The following is a 17,536-nucleotide window of genomic DNA, read 5'->3' as shown; positions in this document are numbered from 1 at the left end:
AAGCTGCATGAGCCGCACACCTTACTGACGCTAACCAGTACTCACTTCAGCGGTGTAAACAATGCGTTTCAGATCACTTTTATCGGCGGCCATCGTTTGGGTGGCGGGTGCCGGCCAGGCCTACGCCGCCGATGCTGACGTCGAATTCTGGTATGGCCACTCGGGCGCGGCCGGGGCGGCGATCCAGGACATTTGCGAGCGCTTCAACTCGACTCACCCGCAGTCGCTGCCAATGCGTTGCATTGCTCAGGGCTCCTATGAGCAGAACCTGCAAAAGACCGTGGCCGCCTACCGCTCGGGCAAGGCCCCGGCACTGGTTGAAATCTATGATGTCGCCACGCCGGAAATGCTCGATAGCGGAGCAGTTCTGGGCCTGGATGGGTTCCTGCAATCACAGCACAAGGTGTCTGACGATCCGTTGTTACCCGCCGTCGCCGCCTACTACAGCAATGCCGACGGTAACGTCTGGGCACAGCCATTTGCAACGTCCACTGCAGTGCTCTACAGCCACGCCGATCAACTCGCGGCAGCCGGGATAACTCAAGCCCCAGAGACTTGGGAAGCCTTTGGCACGGCCTTGGTTGCCCTCAAGGCGCATGGCAGCAAATGCCCCGCAGTGACGGATTTAGGCCCCTGGGTCTGGCTCGAACAAAGCAGCGCGGTCATGGGTGCGCCATTGCTGAGTAAGGACGCAACGCACTGGGCATTCGACCAAGGCCTGCACCTGCGCCTTATGGAAGAGGTCGAGCAGTGGATGGCTGAAGGCTTGCTGATCGATCAGGCCGCCACCCGAAGCGGCGGTCAGGAGTTGGCGTTCACCGCCGGGGACTGCGCGCTGCTGCTGGGTTCGACCGGCGCGTCCAAGCTGATCTACAGCGTTGATCCCAGTGACGTGAAAGCCAACCTTTTACCGGTGTTCGCCGGTCAGCAACGTGCGGCTTCGCTCCCGGGCGGTGCGGCGTTGTGGGTGTTGCGCGGGCAGAGCGATGCGCAATACCAGACAGTCGCCGAGTTTTTGATGTTTCTGCGTGATGTGTCGATACAAACGTTGTTTAGCGACGCAACCGGTTATTTGCCCGTGACGCAGGGCGCGGCCACAGCGTACCTGGCGCAATTACCTGCCAACAGTGCGACCGTGGTGGGTCTTAACGCCATGACACGAGGTGACCGAACAACGGCGTTTGAGGTACGTCCGGGGTTTACCACCTTGCTGCGGCTCGCCTGGCAACAGGCGGTATGGAGCGCACTCGCCGGGCAGAAACCCATGGACGTTGCGTTGCACCAGGCGGCGGGGAAGGGCGACTCATTGCTGCGGGTGTTCGAGAACACCTACGGCCCCCGCGAGACGGATAAAGGCGTCAATCCATGAGCCACAACGCGCAGTTCTCCCAGCGCTTCTTGCCCTTGTTACTCGCATTGCCTCAATTGCTGGCGGTTCTGCTGTTCTTCTATTGGCCGACCGTGCAGGCGTTCTGGTGGTCGTTTCATTACGTGCAGCCGTTTGGCGGCAGCGAAATCTTTGCGGGGCTCGCCAACTACGTCAGGGTCCTTCACGACCCAAGCGTACTCTCATCGCTGGGCACAACCCTGGTCTTCAGCCTGTGCAGCACGCTGCTTGCATTGAGCCTGGCGCTGGCGCTGGGGGCCTGCCTGCAACTGAAAGTTCGCGGGTACAAGATTTTCGGCAATGTGCTGATCTGGCCTTATGCGGTCTCGGGGGCAACCCTTGGAATTATCTTCCAAGTGCTGGCCAATCCGATCTTCGGCCCGCTGGCGTGGATCAATCACCTGGTCCCCGAAGCCTGGGCGCCGTCTGCCAAAGGATGGCAGGCGATGACGCTATTGGTGTTTGCCTACGCCTGGTGCCAGTTGCCCTTCAACATCGTAATGATCGTCGCGAGCCTGCAGTCAGTGCCAGAGGATTGCCTGGCGGCGGCGGCACTCGATGGCGCGACGCCATGGCAGCGGTTGCGTGACATCCAATTGCCGATGGTCGCGCCCTATCTGTTTTTCGTGTTCGTGGTCGGGTTGCTGGACAGCCTGTCCAACAGCTTTGGCCTGGTCGACCGGCTGACGCACGGCGGGCCAGGCAATGCCACTGAAATCCTGGCGTTCAAGATCTATCAGGATGGTTTTGTCGGCATCGATCTGGCCGGTTCGTCGACCCTGTCGGTGCTCATGCTGGTGGTGGTCGTCGTGCTCAGTGTCACTCAGTATCGATACCTGTCTTGGCGCAATCGCCGGAGAGAACACCATGGTTGAACGTCACCCGCTATCGACGGCGCTGGCCTATGTCCTTCTGCTTCTGGGCGCGCTGTTTGCGCTCGGTCCGTTGTATCTGGCGCTTTGCGCAGCGTCGGTCAGCAACGAACAGATTCTTGCCCACGGAATGCCTTGGCTGCCAGGCAACCAACTGTTCGTCAACGTTGGCGAGGTCCTGCACAAGCTCGATGTGGTCACGTTGATGGGCAACAGCCTGATCGTGACGGGCCTGGTGGTGATCGGCAAATTGGCGCTCTCGGCACTGACCGCATTTGTAGTGGTGTATTTCAGGACGCCGTTCAAATCGCTGATCTTTGTCGCGGTCCTCGGCACACTGCTGTTACCGCTGGAGATCAGGATTATCCCGACCTACGCAGTGGCGGGCGACCTCCTGGGGCCACTGCGCTCGCTGCTCGACCTGCTGGGCATAGGGGCGATCCCTGTGCCGCATATCAACGTGCTGGACACCTATCCCGGGCTCGCTCTGCCACTGATCGCGTCGGCGACAGGCACCTTTTTGTTCCGACAGTTCTATAAGACGCTGCCGTCCGATCTGGTAGAGGCCGCACGCATGGATGGCGCCAGCCCCTGGCGATTTTTCGTCGACATTCTGCTGCCGCTGTCGAAAACCAATTTCGCCGCATTGGGCACCCTGGTGTTCATTTCGGCGTGGAAGGACTACCTGTGGCCCTTGGTGGCCACCAATCGCACCAACATGCGCACGCTGGTACTGGGGGCCGCCAACTTTGCGCCCGCTGATGCCACTCAACTTCCGCAGTGGTCGCTGCTGATGGCCGCCACTTTGCTCAGTCTGATTCCACCCATTGTGGTCATCGCTGTGATGCAGCGCTGGTTCGTGAAGGGGCTTGTAGGGGTAGGTAAATGACTCGGTCTACATGCGACAACGCAGCGCCAAACATTCGTGTCAGTGGGCTGTCCAGGCGTTACACCAAGCACGGCCCGGCCATCATCGATGCGCTGGACGTGGAATTCCCCGCCGGGGAGTTCAGCGTCATCCTCGGCCCATCGGGGTGCGGCAAGTCAACATTGTTGCGTCTGGTCGCTGGCCTGGACAGCCCCGATGCGGGCAGCATCCATATCGGCGGTGTCGACGTTACACGGCGCCCGCCCAGCGAGCGCCATTGCGCCATGGTCTTTCAAAACTACGCGCTGTATCCGCACATGACCGTCGAAGACAACATCGGCTATGGGCTCAAACTCGCCGGGATCGGCCGGGAAGAGCGCTCAGCGCGGGTCCATGCGATCGCCAGCACACTGGGGCTGCACGCCTTGCTGGGAAGAAAGCCCGGGCAGTTGTCCGGTGGCCAGCGTCAGCGCGTAGCCATTGGTCGAGCGCTGGTGCGCAAGCCTCCGGTGCTGCTCTTCGATGAGCCGCTGTGCAACCTCGACAGCGGCCTTCGCCAGGAGATGCGCACAGAGTTGCGGCGCATCCATCAGGACACCGGCGCCACCGTGCTCTACGTGACGCATGACCAGACCGAAGCAATGACCCTGGCTGATCGGGTCGTTGTGCTCAACAAGGGCCGTGTCGAACAGATCGACACGCCCCATGCGCTCTACAAACGTCCGCACTCTATCGTTGTTGCGCGTTTTTTTGGCTCGACGCCGATGAACCTTATTGAGGTGATGTGCAGCCCTGAAGGCGTGTTGACCCTGGGCGACGGCCAAGTGCTGCCGTTGAAGGTACAGGCCGCCATGGCGACGTCTGGCCCGTTGTTCCTGGGCATTCGTGCCGAGAACCTGAAAGTCGCCAGCCCCGGCGTGAGTGCCACCGTTCACGCCGTCGAGGAGTTGGGTAGCCATCGTGTCATTCATTGCCGGGTTGCGGGGCAGCCGGTACTGGTCAGTCAATCCGACTCGCAGCCGTGCTCCGTCGGCTCGACCCTCAACCTGTGGTTCCCAGCCGACGAGGCCTTGTTGTTCGATGGGGCCTCCGGGCAACGCATCTCTTCATCCCTAGTTCAGGATAACGTTTCGCTATGAAAGCTAAATCACGCGTCGTTCAAAGCAATTTGATTGCGCATCGTGGCGCGAGTGCCTTCGCACCGGAAAATACGCTGGAGGCCATCGAACTCGCGGCGCGGATGGGCGCGCAGTGGGTCGAGATCGATGTCAAGCTCACCCGTGATGGCGCCCTGGTGGTGATCCATGACGACACCCTGGATCGCACCACCTCCGGGCAGGGCGCGGTGGTCCTCAACACACTCGAACATATTCGATCGCTGGATGCTGGCCGATGGTTCTCCAGCACCTACGCGGGCGTTGCCGTGCCCACCTTTGAAGAAGTGGTTGACACCGTGATTCGTCTGGGGCTGGGCCTGCAGGTCGAGCTCAAGCCGACCACCGGTGATGACCTGGAGACCGCCGAAGCGGCCATCCCTTTACTGCGTCAGAAGTGGCCGCGAGACCATCACAAGCTGTTCGTCTCGAGCTTTTCGACCCGTGCGCTCGGCAAGGCGCGAGCGCTGTGGGAAGAGGTTCCGTTGTGCCTGGCCAGCCTGGTCGCACCGGCCGATCCGGCCACGCTGCTGGCGGAATATGACTGCCAGATTCTGCATGTGGTCGACCCCTTTCTGAATGAATGCCATCTGAGCCGCCTGCGCGACAGCGCGGTCGAATTTGCAGTGGCGACGGTCAATGACCCACATCGCGCACGCTATCTGTTAAGCCGGGGCGCGCAGTCAGTGATCACCGATTACCCCAACTTGCTCGATATCAACGCCCGTCAGGCGGGTATGTGATGGAGCTGGAGCATCGGTTGCACGAGACTGAACGCCTGGCTGCCAGGGCTGCGAAGATTGCGCTGGGCCACTTCCAGAACCTCTCTTCGCTGGCGGTCACCGTCAAACGTCCGCAAGATCTGGTCTCAGCGGCCGACCTGGAAGTGGAGCAGTATCTGCGCGCCCAACTCGCACTCGAATTTCCTGGCGAAGCGATCCTGGGCGAAGAAATGGGCGGTGATCTGCCGGGGCGCGGATGGGTGATCGACCCGATTGATGGCACCGCCAACTTCGTCAGCGGCTCGCCTTTGTGGGGCATTTCCATTGCCTATGTGGAGGGCGACGAGTCGCTGGTGGGCGTAGTGGCCTATCCCGCTTTGGGTTACACGCTGAGCGCCGGCAAAGGTTACGGGCTGAGAAAGAACGGCATACATGCTAAGAGACTTGCTCAGTGGGCGGGGCTGAAAGTGGCGGCGATCGGCGAAAACCTGCACTGGCGTCCAGAACACATCGGCGCGCTGGAGTTGCAGTTCCGCCAGGCCGGCTGGGGCGTGGCGGGTTACCGATGCGCGACCATCGGCCTGGGGTTCGCGGCGCTGGGTTGCACAAGCGGCTACGTGGAGCGCTACACCAGCCTGTGGGATGTCGCTGCCGGCCGTTTGCTGTGCAGCGAAGCGGGCCTGGCGATTTCTACCCAGGGCCTGGCCGTGCCAGCCGGACTCACTATCGTTGCGGGCACCCAAGAGCTCTGTGATCTAGCTCACCCTGTCTTGTCAGCCTGTCTGACATCGCTATCAGAATAAACACGCCATGAACGCTATCCCCACCATCAGATCGTTTGCCAAGACGATCGACGCGGCTTTGTACCAACACGCTGAAAACCGTTGGGCTGCCCCACCGCATCCGGCAGAGTGCGCGTCTCCCTGCGAAGGCATTGTCCTGGACTGGGACCGATGCTTGGCGAACAACGGAAAACCCAAGGCTGCGGTCATCAGATTCCTTCAAACTGTAGCGTCCAGCGTTTCGCTCGTGTCCAACAACTCGACGCTGTTCCCTTATGAAATTGCCGCCGTACTGGCGGCAGAGGGGGTCAGGCTGCCGACTCACCGCATCATCCTGGCAGGCACCCATTCTCTGCATGATGCCTTGGCGATGGACGTGGGTGATGTGCTGGTCGTGGGCTCCAATCGGATGAAAAGCTATGCGCGCTCGATTGGTTTGCAGCTGGTTCGCAAGGATGCCGACCTCGTTATCTTGCTGAGCGACGTACGCATCACCTATACCAAGCTCAATACGGCGCTGGATTCACTCCTCGAAGGTGCCCGTTTGGTAGCGGCGAGCGCCGAGACACTTCATTCGACCAGGTATGGCAATCGAGTCCTGGATATCGGTGCCTTTCTGTCTACGCTGCAAGCGTGCATGGCCCCTGAAGACTGGAACCCGCGCATTATCGGCAAGCCGGAAATGACCTTATATGAGGCGGCGGCGCAATCGCTCGAACTGCCGCTCGATCGGTGTGTGCTGATTGGCAGTGCTGTGGATAAAAGCGTCAACGCCGCAAAATGCACTGCGCGGGTGCCTGCCCTGGCCCGCCCCCAAGGCAATGGCGCCTCTGCGCTCGTCCCGAGGGTGTAACGTTAAAATTTTATGAATTCAACCCCATCGGCCAGAAGAGGCTTTAGACTGCTCTGCTACCGGAAAATCTACTTATTGCATAGTTGACTCATGGACGCAGAACAACGCCTGAAGCGCGATTACCACCCCAGTCTGAACGAGCGCAAAATTCTCGATATCTTGCGGCGCAGTGGAGGAATCACCCGAGCCGCCGTGTCGGCGGAAATGGATCTCGCACAGCAATCCGTGCACCGGATCATCGAAGACCTGATCAGCCGGGGCTTCATCCGCACGGGTCAGGCCATCAAAAACGGCCGCGGTCAGCCCAGCTTGCGCCTGGAACTCGCCAACGAGGCGGTTTATGTACTGGGCATCTCCATTAATACTGATTCGGCGGTCGTCTGCATCGCCGATTTTGCGTGCAATGTCCTCGAAGAGGTCACGCTGCGTACCCCGCCGCTGAGCTTGAATTCGACCCTGGATGCGCTGAGCAAAGTCATTGATCGCATGCTCCAGCGCAACGCGCTGAGCCGCGATCATCTGCTGGGTGTCGGGGTGGCGATTGCCGGCTACTTTGTCGACGAAGGGCGAGTGAACGCACCGGAACCCCTTCAGGACTGGTCGCTGATCGACTTGCGTCCGCTCCTGGAGCAGGCCCTCGATATGCCGGTCTGGTTGAAGAACAACGCCACCACCGGGGCCATCGGTGAAAGTCTCATCGGCGTCGGCGCCTGGGCGAGCAACTTCATTTACCTGTCGTTCAACTATGGCTTCGGTACCGGCATCGTCATTGACGGCAAGCCGTACTTCGGCAGCCATGGCAATGCTGGTGAAATCATGCTGTACACCCACGATGAAGTCGAGCGCCGCCCGGCGCTGCGCTACTTGATCGATGCGTTGCACAAGCAGGATATCCAGATTGATTCCATCGAAGACCTGCGCAATCGGTTCGACGCCAACTGGCCGGGTGTCGAAGAGTGGGTCGAGCATGTCCGGCCGGGCCTGGATCGCTTGATCAATACCCTCACCGGATTGTTCGATCCGCAGGCCATCGTATTCGGTGGGCAGGTGCCTGCCGAACTCGGGCGTCGACTGATCGACAATGTCAGTTTCTGGGGCTCACCGCGCTATGGAACGCCCGCCCCCAGGCCCAAGTTGTTACTCACCGAAAGCAACGGCGATGCCGCCGCCATTGGTGCTGCATTGATCCCTCTGAAAGAGCGTTTCTTCCTGTAGCCAGCCAGGCATACGCTGGTGCTTGGCCGCTGATTGCTCCAGGCGGTGAAGGCTGTGGTGATTCTGGACTGACCAACCAAAAAAAGACCCCGGCGCTTGAAGGCGACGGGGTCTTTTTTGCACTGTTATTTATGTGAACCCATGCTTCATCAAACGTCTTGCTGAATCAGAAACGCGTTGAGAGCGTAACGAAAGCGCTGCGCGGCGTTCCCACCTGCAACAGTTGCAGGTCACCATTCGGGTCGGAGGCCGCACTGCCATCGGTATTCAGCGTAGAGATGTAGCGTTTATCGAACAAGTTGACCATGTTCAATGCAACGGACGTGTCCTTCAAACCCGCGAATGCCCCCAGGTCATACGCCATGTTCGCGTTGGCCAACCAGTAACCGGGCACGCTCTGGTCATTGGTGTAGGTAAAGTAACGTTTGGTCATGTAAGTACCTTGCAGGCCCGCGCTCCAGTGGTTCCAGTTCCAGTCCAGGCCGCTTGAGTACATGATCCTGGGGGTATCAACGACCGTTTTGCCTTTGACATTCACCGTCTGCGCATTGCTGGTGTAGTTGTCATCGTAGGTGCTGTGGTTATACGAAAGCGAGTTGGACCAACGCCAATGTTCATCAGGCATCAAAGCAAAGGCGAACTCAGCACCTCGGCTGGTCACCGAGCCTACGTTGGCCACGCCATTGGCGCAGATGAAGATCCCGGTGCAGTTGGCGATAGCGATCAGGCGATTGTCGAACTGGGTGTTATAGACGGTGGCCGAGGCAATGTAGTGCTTGGACGTGCGCCGAACACCGGCTTCAATCGTCGTGGAGGTTTCCGGCTTGAGGCCTTTGAAGCCGTTGAGTGCGTCGACCGCTGCCTGGGTATTGCTGAATGGGCTGTAGGCCCCGGAAGGGAAGGCAGCCATATTCTGCGAATAAGAGGCGAACACCTCATCTTCGTCATTAAGCTTGTAGGTCGCACCAAACTGAGGAAGGAAGTGATCGCTGGCTTCCAGTGACCCGCTTGCGTATCCGACTTTTCCTTCAGCAGTCGTGGTCGTCACCGTGCTTTTGGCACCGAATTCAAGTTTTAAACGGTCGTCCAGCAGCGTGTACGTATCGCGCAAGTAGAACTGACGCGTCAGGTCGTTGTAAGACTGATCGAATATGGTGGCCGATAATCCATAACCATTGGTCGTGACGATATGGTTCTGGGGCTCGTGTCCGGTGGTGTCGTAGAGATAGCGACCGACATTGTTCTTGTTGGACTGGATCCAGAATCCACCCTCGACCTCATGCTGGCCCAGGAACGCGGTGAGGGAGGTCTGAAAGCCGTTTCGATCAATGCCGTATTGGGTACTGCGCAATGCGTTCGCGGGGATTACTGAGGTGCCGGTATTGTAGGTGAACGGATAATACGAGTTACCAAACCCAGAGTTATGGTGATGGTAAACGGTGGTATCCAGCACCAGGTTATCCGAGAGGCTGAAATTGCCCTTCAGGATATCCAGTTCGTCATAGCGCAAGCTGCTGGCGTTGTAGACACCCTCTGCGGCGCTTTTGACGCCACCACTGAAGATACCGTTAGCGGCATTCACCGCACGGGTCCAATCGGGCGTGTAATAGGTGTAGTTGTAGCCCAGTCGGTCGATCATGCTTTTGGACAGCGACATCAGGTTGGCTTCTTCATGGTCCGACTTGCTGTGGAAGAAGCTGATGCGGTTGTCGCCGAATTTATACAGAACCTTGGCGTTGATCGCGTCTGATTTCTGCGGGTTGTCATTGCCCTTCCAGGCGTTGGCGTCGTACTTCTCACCCGAGACATACGCCGACAGGCCGTTGTACTCCCCGGTGTCGACGCGCATGTAGGTGCGGCTGGTGTCGTAGCTGCCCATGGTCTGCGACAACCGGCCACCGAACTCTTTATCCGGGTCGGAGGTGGTGAACTGGATGGTACCGCCCAGATCGCTGTTGGAGGCGGTTCCCAACGAACCAATGCCTGCGGCGACAACGGTCGAACCCACGTTTTCCGGGATGACGGCGCGCGTAATGCTCAGCCCGTTGAAGTTGCCGAAGCTCATATTCCCCAGCGTTACCCCATCCAGCGTGTAGCCCAAGTGATGCATATCAAACCCGCGCAAGCTGATGCGCTGGCTGCCCTCTTCACGGCCCAGAGGATCACCGGACTGGAAGTTTACGCCAGACATGCTCTGCAAGGTCTTCAGCGGGTTGGTGCCTGCGGAGTAACGTTTAACGGTTGTTTCATCGACACGCTGAACCTGGCGCGTTTCTCCCTGGCCAATCACTGACACGGTGCCCAGGGTGGTGGTTGCTGTCGAGACGGAGGCGTCAGGAGTATCTGCCGCCTGAGCCATCGCACTGACAAGACCAAGCGCACAAAAGGGCACCCAATGTTTGACGCCTACCTGCAAGCGAACTGGCTTGCAGGAATTGTATTTTGTCCTCATCGACAGCCTTCCTCAGAAAATAGGAGTACCAACGCGTTTGCCTTGGGCGGTGTTTGCGGGCGTTGCTCGGTTCTGCAGGGCAAGCAGTCGCGTCTACTGCACAACCTGACGCATCCTGCGAAGCCCAATGTCCGCTGGGAGGGCATATTAGTACACTTATTGTGTAGTAATTATTACCAACGTTGCGAACCCGAACGATCAGGCCTGGCTAATGGGTAACGTTGGCTGATGAGCGCATTGGCTCGGCTGAACGGATGTGATGTTGGTTAGGCTGAATTGAAATGAATGACTTGTAGGCGATAGCCGAAGTCCGCCTGAACTGGCGGTTTTCTGGTGCAGAACTTGGACGAAGAATGACACTACCGGCGTCAGCGCTCGCTACCTGGGCCCGCCATCGGAAGAAGCGTTCATGGGCAAAGGCGTGTCCGCTTGCGCGACCTGCGACGGTTTCTTCTATCGCAACAAGCCGGTCGCCGTGGTCGGTGGTGGCAACACCGCCGTGGAAGAAGCGCTGTACCTGGCCAACACGCGTTAGCCGTGGGAGTCGGGCTTGCCTTCGTCAACGTGAATATCCTGGTTGCTGCGTCGGCAATTGGCATTGCCACTACGGTAATGGTGACCACAGGCGTGATGCTGGGTCGTGTACTTGGAACAATGGTTGGTAAGCGCGCTGAAATAATCGGTGGGTTGGTGTTGATGCTGTTGGCTCTACTATCCTCTATGAACATTTGTCCGTGGCATGATTTAGTTTGGACTTGTCTCGCCGAAATCAAAGGCCTTACAGTGCGGGTTTAAGGCCTCTCTGTACCAGCGTGAAGTTGTTTTTCGTCTTGCTTGCTCTCGCTGAATTTATAGTGAAGAAGAGTCAAAAATAGGATTTAGTAATGGGTCTTCGATGGGTTGCAGCCACTGTGCTTCTGGCGATTTCTTGGATTGTTTTTCTGGCAATTTATATATTCAGGAATTGGTCGGGCTGGTTCTTTTAGATTCTTTTCGGCATGCAGGGGGCGGAATACTCGCTAGCGTATGGTCGCGAATTCATTGGGTGTAGACCAGCCAGGCGCATCCGTTCCAGACGAATAGCAGTCGAAGAAAGCTCTCCCCAAGGAGGGCGGTCGGAGGCGGATTTCGGGCGGCAGGTAGGACTTTAAAGGGAGAGCTATCCAGCGTTCCCTCCCTTGGACATATCGATCTCAAACACAAGCTCTTCGGCAAGCTGGCGAACGCTCGCGCTGTTTGCAAGCTTGGCCAGGTCTATGCCGGTCGTGCAAAACATTGAGCCGTACTCGGGTTGCCTGACGAAGACGGTAGCCGTCCATCCATTGATCAGAATGCAATCTACCTGGTGACCTGGCAGGCTCCGTTCCAGGTCCTCAGTCAGCGAAACTTTTTTCCAGCAATGCATGATGACGTACTAACGTGGCGTTCATACATGATTGACATACAACCGCTGAGAAAGTGCCAGATACACGAAGCGCATGGCTCATCAATGCCTTGCCAAAGGTCCGCAGCGGTAACCGTAGTCGACTCTGTTAAGGATCAGCGCTTCGAGCCCACGAATAGATTTATGTTCAGCGAACAGACAGATTTACCATTGCAACAAAATATTTCTTCGCTAGCTTGAAATACGGGCCACCTCGCCCCTGTTGCAATAATGCCAAGAGTGGCGTTGCGACATTAACTTATCCAGGCAGTGTTTTGGCCCGTCTAATAGGAGAGCAACAATGAAAATTGTAACCGGCGTAATTGCTATAAGCGTAGCGTTCGCAGCGTGCTCATTAGTTTATGCTTCTCAAATCAAAGCCCCTATTGCCCAAGAGTTCAATACTCACGTAATCACCGGTTCACCACCGCTACTGCAACTAGCGGGCAATGGTGGATCGGGCGGTAATGGTGGCGCTGGAGGAAGTAACGGCGGCCAGGGCGGGGCGGGTGGAGCCGGTGGTGCTGGAGGCAGCGGGTCTCAACCCGGCCAGGGAGGCTCTGGCGGCAAGGGTGGTGCGGCTGGCCCTGGCGGGACACCAGGTGCCGACGGCGCCCCTGGCGCTGATGGGGCACGGGTTCCCAGAGATCCGCCTGATAAAAAATCAAGCACCTAACGACTCGCAATAAATAGTTGGAAGGGAGGTGGCTCAAAAGGCCCGACGGTGTATGCCAGTGTTAAGTGATGCAAGGGCAAGCGTTCCGGCAGCTGGATGTTCATGCGCGCGCAAAAGCGGCAGATCGCCTGGTGACCGCTTCACGAGGCGTCTGACTCTGGATACCTAAATTTTGAAACGCGCAACCAAGCTCTGCAAATCACTGCCCAGGCGCGCCAGTTCTGCAGTCGATGCGACGCTCTGCTCGGTTGCGGATGCAGACTGCTCAGCAATGTCACGCACGCTGAGCACGCTCCGGTTGATTTCATCGGTCACTGCGCTCTGTTGTTCGGCAGCGGCGGAAATCTGCTGGCTCATCTGTTCAATCGTGCCGATGGACTGATTGATATCAATCAATGCCTGTTCAGCCTGACGAGCCAGAACTACGGTGCCCTCGGTACGTTGCAGGCTTGCGTCCATCAGACCTGATGCTGCGCTCGTGCGCTGTTGTAGAGTGTTGATCAGCAGCTCGATTTCACTTGTGGAGTTCTGGGTACGTTGGGCCAGCGAGCGCACTTCATCGGCCACGACAGCAAAACCACGACCTTGCTCACCGGCGCGTGCGGCCTCGATGGCGGCGTTGAGCGCGAGCAGGTTGGTCTGCTCGGCGACAGCCTTGATCACGTCGATGACGTTGCCGATCTTGCTGCTGTCTTCGGTTAGGCGCTGCATGGCTTCGCCCAGATGCTTCACTTCAGCGGCCAGTTGGCCAATTTCGCTTGCTGCATGTTGCACCACATTACTGCCGTGCGCAGAACGTTCGCTTGCCTGTTTGGCGGCCCGCGAAGCGTCTTCGGTGTTCCGCGCTACTTCCTGTACGGCCGAGGCCATTTCATTCATGGCGGTGGCGACCTGGTCAACTTCGTTTTTTTGCAGGGTGACGCCTGTACTTGTCTGCGCGCTGACAGCAGACAACTGCTCGGCCGCTGTAGCGATCTGCGTGACACCGTTGCCGATGCCCCCGATCAGGCCGCGCAGGGAAACGGTCATGTGCTGCATGGTGTTCTGTAACAAGCCCAGTTCGTCCTGACGGGTCGTGCTGGTGTCCCGGGTCAGGTCACCATCAGCAATACGGCGCGCGGCAATGACCGTATCGTTCAATGGAAAGGTTATCTGGCGGGTGATAAGGAGCGCAGCAACGATACCAATCAGCAAGACCACCAGCGCGACACTCAACAACTGAACGACAGCGCTGTTCTTTTCTTTTTGGGCGCTGATAATTTGCTGTGCTGCTACATCATCGGCCACAACAGCTATTGCGACGGATTGCTGTTGCAGATTGCCGCGAACCTGATCGGCCTGCTGAAGCATTTCCGAGATCGACGACATCAGCACCTTGTACTGTTTAAGCGCATTCAGCGCGGTGTCTACAGCGGCGTTCGCCTGGTTTGGCAATTCGCTGCGAGCAGCCGATACCTGCGCGATCAGCGCGTCGGCCGAATTGTAGGTCGCTTGACGGTTATCGGTTGACGGGACACTCAGATAGCGGCGAAACACCAGCCGGAAGTTGGTCATTCCGTTACGCAAGTCACCAGCGATTTTGACTTGTTTTATGCCGGTTTCATCCGGAGCACGCAATGTGTCGTCAATGGTCTTTTCCAGCAGGTTTTCGAAAGTGGCACTGACGTCGTCCGAGACCTTGATCAAGGGTTTCAAGGCATCATCGACTTTATGATTGATGCTGACCAATTGATCGAACGTCTGCTTCAGGCCGCCGACTTGCTCCTTGATGGAGCGCAGCTTAGCCAGATTACTCGGCGCGGCTAGCAGACCAATGCCCTCATCGACACTGCGGCTCAGCGTATCCAGCGCACCGCTGTAGGCTTGCACGCCCGCAGCACTCGGTGCAGTGGCGTAGCCTTGTGCGGCGATGCGGGCGTTCAGGACATCAGCCTTGATCTCGGAGACCTTGCCACTCTTGCCAAGTCGCTCGATCAGCAGGTTGGTGCTGGAGTAACCGATTGCGGCGACGGCCAGCACGCCCAGCAAAATGGCACCGAAGCCCAGTCCGAGCTTCTTGCCGACTTTCAAGTTGTCCAACCACTTTGCGCTCATTACGGGTGTGCCTTTGATTTTTCGGAATGCCCGTGAATCGGCGCTGAGTCAGGTAACTTGATAGTTAACGTGACAAAAGTTAGCTCGCAAGCTAATGAGGGAGGCCACAGGAGCCCCGTGATTTGTGGCCTTCAGCCATTTATGAATATTTATTTAATAAAGAGCTAACCGCATCCCCGGCCGCATAATGCGCCAACAATCAGTGGTGGGCTGCTGAGATGATGAGGGCCGTTTGTATGCGGGGCTATTCAGGGCATCGCTGAGTTTTCGTTTGAAAACAACTGCATTATCTGTGGGCATCGGTGGGGGCATCCTTTTCAAGGAACCGAAATTTGCCCCCATGGGTCGTGGAATCCATTGGATTTAGACAGACTGCGATGGACTTAAGTGACCAGTAAGTTTTTGTTATAAAAAGGGTTTATGGGATTTAATGGAATTCCATTACAGGCTGTCAGGATCCCCGAAAAACATCTGAATCCGCGACCTCAACCACCGCTCCCCTGGATCATTATCCTGTGACCCGCGCCACGCCATGTGCAGTTCAAAGCTGCGCACCGGCAGCGGTGGATCTTCGGCGCGCAAGCCGCCGGCCGAGGTGAGGGCCTCGGCGGCGTAGTCGGGCACGGTGGCGAGTATGTCGGTGCCCGCCAGCAAGGTGCCCAGGCCGTTGAACTGCGGCACGGCCAGCACCACATGGCGCTTGCGACCGAGCTTTTCCAGTTCTTCATCGATAAAACCGCTCAGGTCGCCGGCAAACGACACCAGTGCGTGGGGGCGGCTGCAGAAGTCGTCCAGGCTCAGGGAGCCGGGCACGCTGTCGGCGCGCAGCAGTTTGGGCAGGCTGCGGCGCAGGACCTTGCGCTTGGCGTTGGCGGGCAGGTCGGCGGTGTAGCTGACGCCGATGGAGATTTCGCCCGAGGCCAGCAGGCCTGGCATCAGGATGTAGTTGACGCGGCGCACCACCAGCACGATGCCGGGGGCTTCGGCGCGCAGGCGTTTGAGCAGTTGGGGCAGCAGGGCGAATTCGACGTCGTCGGACAGGCCGATACGGAACACGGCGGTGCTGGTGGCCGGGTTGAATTCGGCGGCGCGGCTGACGGCGGTGGAGATCGAGTCCAGGGCCGGGGAGAGCAGGGCGAAGATCTCGACCGCGCGAGCCGAGGGCTCCATGCTGCGGCCGGTGCGTACGAACAGCGGGTCGTCAAACAGCCCGCGCAGGCGCGACAGGGCGGCGCTGATGGCCGGCTGGCCGAGGAACAGTTTTTCGGCAGCGCGGGTCACGCTGCGCTCATGCATCAAGGTTTCGAATACGATCAAGAGGTTAAGGTCGACACGACGCAGGTCGTTACGGTTCATCTTGTGTCCTGGAAGAGTCTGCAAACTTGACGAGAGCGGCCATGTGTAAACAACGACCGGCATGAATCTTACGGGGAAAGGCTGATACTCTGCACAAGATAATTGAGTTTTCCTACGAAAGCTGAGGTCTGTAGCTTAGTCGCGGAATCAATGACAAGCATGTCGACTATTAATGGCGACCGGTGGCCTTACCCGCAAAGCCCAGATAAAGTTCATGGCATTAGAGGTTACTTTGACGAGGTTTGCGATGTCCCGCACGATCCGTTTTCACAAGTTTGGTCCGGCCGAGGTGCTCAAATGCGAAGAGCATGCAGCCGCGCAGCCCGCACCGGGCGAAGTGCAGGTGCGTGTCGAGGCGATTGGCATCAGCTGGTACGACATCCTGTGGCGCCAGAACCTGGCGTCCTCCCATGCACGTTTGCCGTCCGGCCTTGGTCATGAAATGGCCGGCGTGGTGGTCGCCCTCGGCGACGGCGTGGATGACCTGGCGGTGGGCGATAAAGTGGCCAGTTTTCCGGCCGAGAGCCCCAATGATTACCCGGTGTATGGCGAACAGATCGTCCTGCCCCGTTCGGCCCTGACCCGTTACCCGGATGTGCTGAGCCCGATTGAAGCCAGCGTGCATTACACGCCGCTGTTGATCGCCTACTTCGCTTACATGGACCTGGCACGGGTCAAACCCGGCCAGTTTGCCCTGGTGACCGACGCCAGCCACTGCGCCGGCCCGTCTTTCGTGCAACTGGGCAAGGCGCTGGGTGTGCGGGTGATCGCGGCGACCAAGGACAGCGCCGAGCGTGACTACCTGCTGTCCCTCGGGGCGGAAAAGGTGATCGTCACCGAGGAGCAGGACTTGCTGATGCAAATCAACAAGTTCACCGACAATCGTGGCGTCGACGTGGTGTTCGATGGCTTGGGCGGCCCGCAGATGACGTTGCTTGGCGACGTGCTGGCCCCGCGCGGCAGTCTGGTGCTCTATGGCCTGCAGGGCGGCAATCAGACACCGTTTCCGGCCTGTGCGGCGTTCCAGAAGAACATTCAGTTCTTTGTGCACTGCATCGGCAATTTCACCGGTAAACCGGAGCTGGGCATTATCCAGGACCAGGTCGCCATGCAGCGGGCATTGCGTGATATCAACCAGTTGACCGCTGACCGTGTGCTGGTGCCGCTGAAAACCACGGTGTTTGCCTTCGACCAGTTCGTTGAAGCGCACCGTTATATGGACGAATGCCCGTGCCGTGAGCGGGTGGCACTGCAAGTTTAAGCTGTTTCGTGTGTAGGAACATTCGTAATCGGCTGTTCCTCGCCCTTGGCGTATGGGACAAAAGCGCCATTTGACAGGGCTTACCCTGCGCGTTTTCCACTGCGTGTAATCGCCCCTCAGTCCCGTAAACGATACCTTTGCCCCGAACGCCGCCCTGAATTCCAGCGCGGCGTCGTCGTGTCCGGGTGATCCACCTTGTGCTTGAACCTGAACTGAACTGGTTTTCGGCCAGCTTCTGTATCTGTTAATCATTATTCCAGCCTTGATAATTGTGTTCTTACTTTCAACTCAAGGACCGAGTGATGATTGATGCACTGATACGGCAGCGGGTATTTTCTGCTGCCGTTAATAATGGAACATTTGCGGCGGACTCAGGGGGCAGACAGTTTTATGCTGACGCTCGATCAAGTGGCATTCATGG

Annotated in this window: 13 protein-coding genes and 2 pseudogenes; 12 read left to right on the top strand and 3 right to left on the bottom strand. The window is 58.1% G+C overall.

Features of this window, described 5'->3' with window-relative positions; genetic code table 11:
* The first annotated feature begins 61 nt into the window (after positions 1-61).
* From JOE32_RS05830 to JOE32_RS05795, 8 genes are all read left to right on the top strand, one after another.
* The gene (locus JOE32_RS05830) at positions 62-1,369 is read left to right on the top strand and encodes an extracellular solute-binding protein (protein ID WP_209982225.1); all 1,308 of its coding nucleotides are present in this window, start codon (positions 62-64) and stop codon (positions 1,367-1,369) included.
* Complete coding sequence (locus tag JOE32_RS05825; RefSeq protein ID WP_209982224.1) at positions 1,366-2,262, top strand: sugar ABC transporter permease; 897 nt, start codon at positions 1,366-1,368, stop codon at positions 2,260-2,262. Before JOE32_RS05830 ends, JOE32_RS05825 begins: the two co-directional genes overlap by 4 nt.
* On the top strand, positions 2,255-3,148 hold the full coding sequence (locus JOE32_RS05820) for an ABC transporter permease subunit (protein WP_209982222.1): 894 nt from the start codon (positions 2,255-2,257) through the stop codon (positions 3,146-3,148). Before JOE32_RS05825 ends, JOE32_RS05820 begins: the two co-directional genes overlap by 8 nt.
* On the top strand, positions 3,145-4,266 hold the full coding sequence (locus JOE32_RS05815) for an ATP-binding cassette domain-containing protein (protein WP_209982220.1): 1,122 nt from the start codon (positions 3,145-3,147) through the stop codon (positions 4,264-4,266). Before JOE32_RS05820 ends, JOE32_RS05815 begins: the two co-directional genes overlap by 4 nt.
* A complete protein-coding gene (locus JOE32_RS05810; protein WP_209982219.1) occupies positions 4,263-5,024 on the top strand; it encodes a glycerophosphodiester phosphodiesterase family protein in 762 nt (253 codons plus the stop codon). Before JOE32_RS05815 ends, JOE32_RS05810 begins: the two co-directional genes overlap by 4 nt.
* A complete protein-coding gene (locus JOE32_RS05805; RefSeq protein ID WP_209982216.1) occupies positions 5,024-5,806 on the top strand; it encodes an inositol monophosphatase family protein in 783 nt (260 codons plus the stop codon). The genes JOE32_RS05810 and JOE32_RS05805 overlap by 1 nt, the downstream gene beginning before the upstream one ends.
* 7 nt (positions 5,807-5,813) lie before the next feature.
* Entirely contained in the window at positions 5,814-6,638 is an 825-nt protein-coding gene (locus JOE32_RS05800) for a hypothetical protein (protein WP_209982214.1), read from the top strand.
* A 90-nt stretch (positions 6,639-6,728) separates the two neighbouring features.
* A complete protein-coding gene (locus JOE32_RS05795; RefSeq protein WP_209982212.1) occupies positions 6,729-7,853 on the top strand; it encodes an ROK family transcriptional regulator in 1,125 nt (374 codons plus the stop codon).
* A gap of 166 nt (positions 7,854-8,019) precedes the next feature.
* Here JOE32_RS05795 and JOE32_RS05790 read toward each other — a convergent pair whose 3' ends face one another.
* The gene (locus JOE32_RS05790; protein ID WP_209990367.1) at positions 8,020-10,311 is read right to left on the bottom strand and encodes a TonB-dependent receptor; all 2,292 of its coding nucleotides are present in this window, start codon (positions 10,309-10,311) and stop codon (positions 8,020-8,022) included.
* Between the two features lie 355 nt (positions 10,312-10,666).
* Between JOE32_RS05790 and JOE32_RS05785 the strand changes: the two are divergent.
* The 3 genes and pseudogenes from JOE32_RS05785 to JOE32_RS05775 all read left to right on the top strand — a co-directional run.
* Positions 10,667-10,831 (top strand): annotated as a pseudogene (locus tag JOE32_RS05785) (FAD-dependent oxidoreductase); the annotation flags it as partial.
* A 2-nt stretch (positions 10,832-10,833) separates the two neighbouring features.
* Positions 10,834-11,048 (top strand): annotated as a pseudogene (locus JOE32_RS05780) (manganese efflux pump); the annotation flags it as partial.
* Between the two features lie 1,132 nt (positions 11,049-12,180).
* Complete coding sequence (locus tag JOE32_RS05775) at positions 12,181-12,417, top strand: hypothetical protein (RefSeq protein ID WP_348532567.1); 237 nt, start codon at positions 12,181-12,183, stop codon at positions 12,415-12,417.
* Between the two features lie 152 nt (positions 12,418-12,569).
* Here the strand turns inward: JOE32_RS05775 and JOE32_RS05770 are convergent, their stop codons facing one another.
* Together JOE32_RS05770 and JOE32_RS05765 are read right to left on the bottom strand one after the other, a co-directional pair.
* On the bottom strand, positions 12,570-14,498 hold the full coding sequence (locus JOE32_RS05770; protein WP_209982210.1) for a methyl-accepting chemotaxis protein: 1,929 nt from the start codon (positions 14,496-14,498) through the stop codon (positions 12,570-12,572).
* A gap of 441 nt (positions 14,499-14,939) precedes the next feature.
* Positions 14,940-15,854 carry a LysR family transcriptional regulator gene (locus tag JOE32_RS05765; protein WP_231421349.1) on the bottom strand — a complete coding sequence of 305 codons (915 nt, stop codon included), beginning with the start codon at positions 15,852-15,854 and terminating at the stop codon, positions 14,940-14,942.
* Positions 15,855-16,101: 247 nt separating this feature from the next.
* On the opposite strand from JOE32_RS05765, the gene JOE32_RS05760 reads away from it, so the two are divergent.
* Positions 16,102-17,115, top strand: coding sequence for a zinc-dependent alcohol dehydrogenase family protein (locus tag JOE32_RS05760; RefSeq protein WP_209982208.1), 1,014 nt, complete (start codon positions 16,102-16,104; stop codon positions 17,113-17,115).
* Positions 17,116-17,536 lie beyond the last annotated feature (421 nt).

Origin of the sequence: Pseudomonas sp. PvP025 (genome assembly GCF_017832155.1) — a bacterium.
In the GTDB taxonomy this organism is placed as follows: domain Bacteria; phylum Pseudomonadota; class Gammaproteobacteria; order Pseudomonadales; family Pseudomonadaceae; genus Aquipseudomonas.
The sequence above is the reverse complement of the archived record's forward strand: the minus strand, read 5'-3'. Positions and strand labels throughout refer to the sequence as shown.

Excerpts from the sequence above, each read along its gene's own strand:
- JOE32_RS05770 (WP_209982210.1), bottom strand. The coding sequence starts at position 14,498 with ATGAGCGCAAAGTGGTTGGACAACTTGAAAGTCGGCAAGAAGCTCGGA.
- JOE32_RS05800 (WP_209982214.1), top strand. The coding sequence starts at position 5,814 with ATGAACGCTATCCCCACCATCAGATCGTTTGCCAAGACGATCGACGCG.
- JOE32_RS05760 (WP_209982208.1), top strand. The coding sequence starts at position 16,102 with ATGTCCCGCACGATCCGTTTTCACAAGTTTGGTCCGGCCGAGGTGCTC.
- JOE32_RS05815 (WP_209982220.1), top strand. The coding sequence starts at position 3,145 with ATGACTCGGTCTACATGCGACAACGCAGCGCCAAACATTCGTGTCAGT.
- JOE32_RS05810 (WP_209982219.1), top strand. The coding sequence starts at position 4,263 with ATGAAAGCTAAATCACGCGTCGTTCAAAGCAATTTGATTGCGCATCGT.
- JOE32_RS05825 (WP_209982224.1), top strand. The coding sequence starts at position 1,366 with ATGAGCCACAACGCGCAGTTCTCCCAGCGCTTCTTGCCCTTGTTACTC.
- JOE32_RS05795 (WP_209982212.1), top strand. The coding sequence starts at position 6,729 with ATGGACGCAGAACAACGCCTGAAGCGCGATTACCACCCCAGTCTGAAC.
- JOE32_RS05820 (WP_209982222.1), top strand. The coding sequence starts at position 2,255 with ATGGTTGAACGTCACCCGCTATCGACGGCGCTGGCCTATGTCCTTCTG.
- JOE32_RS05830 (WP_209982225.1), top strand. The coding sequence starts at position 62 with ATGCGTTTCAGATCACTTTTATCGGCGGCCATCGTTTGGGTGGCGGGT.
- JOE32_RS05765 (WP_231421349.1), bottom strand. The coding sequence starts at position 15,854 with ATGAACCGTAACGACCTGCGTCGTGTCGACCTTAACCTCTTGATCGTA.
- JOE32_RS05805 (WP_209982216.1), top strand. The coding sequence starts at position 5,024 with ATGGAGCTGGAGCATCGGTTGCACGAGACTGAACGCCTGGCTGCCAGG.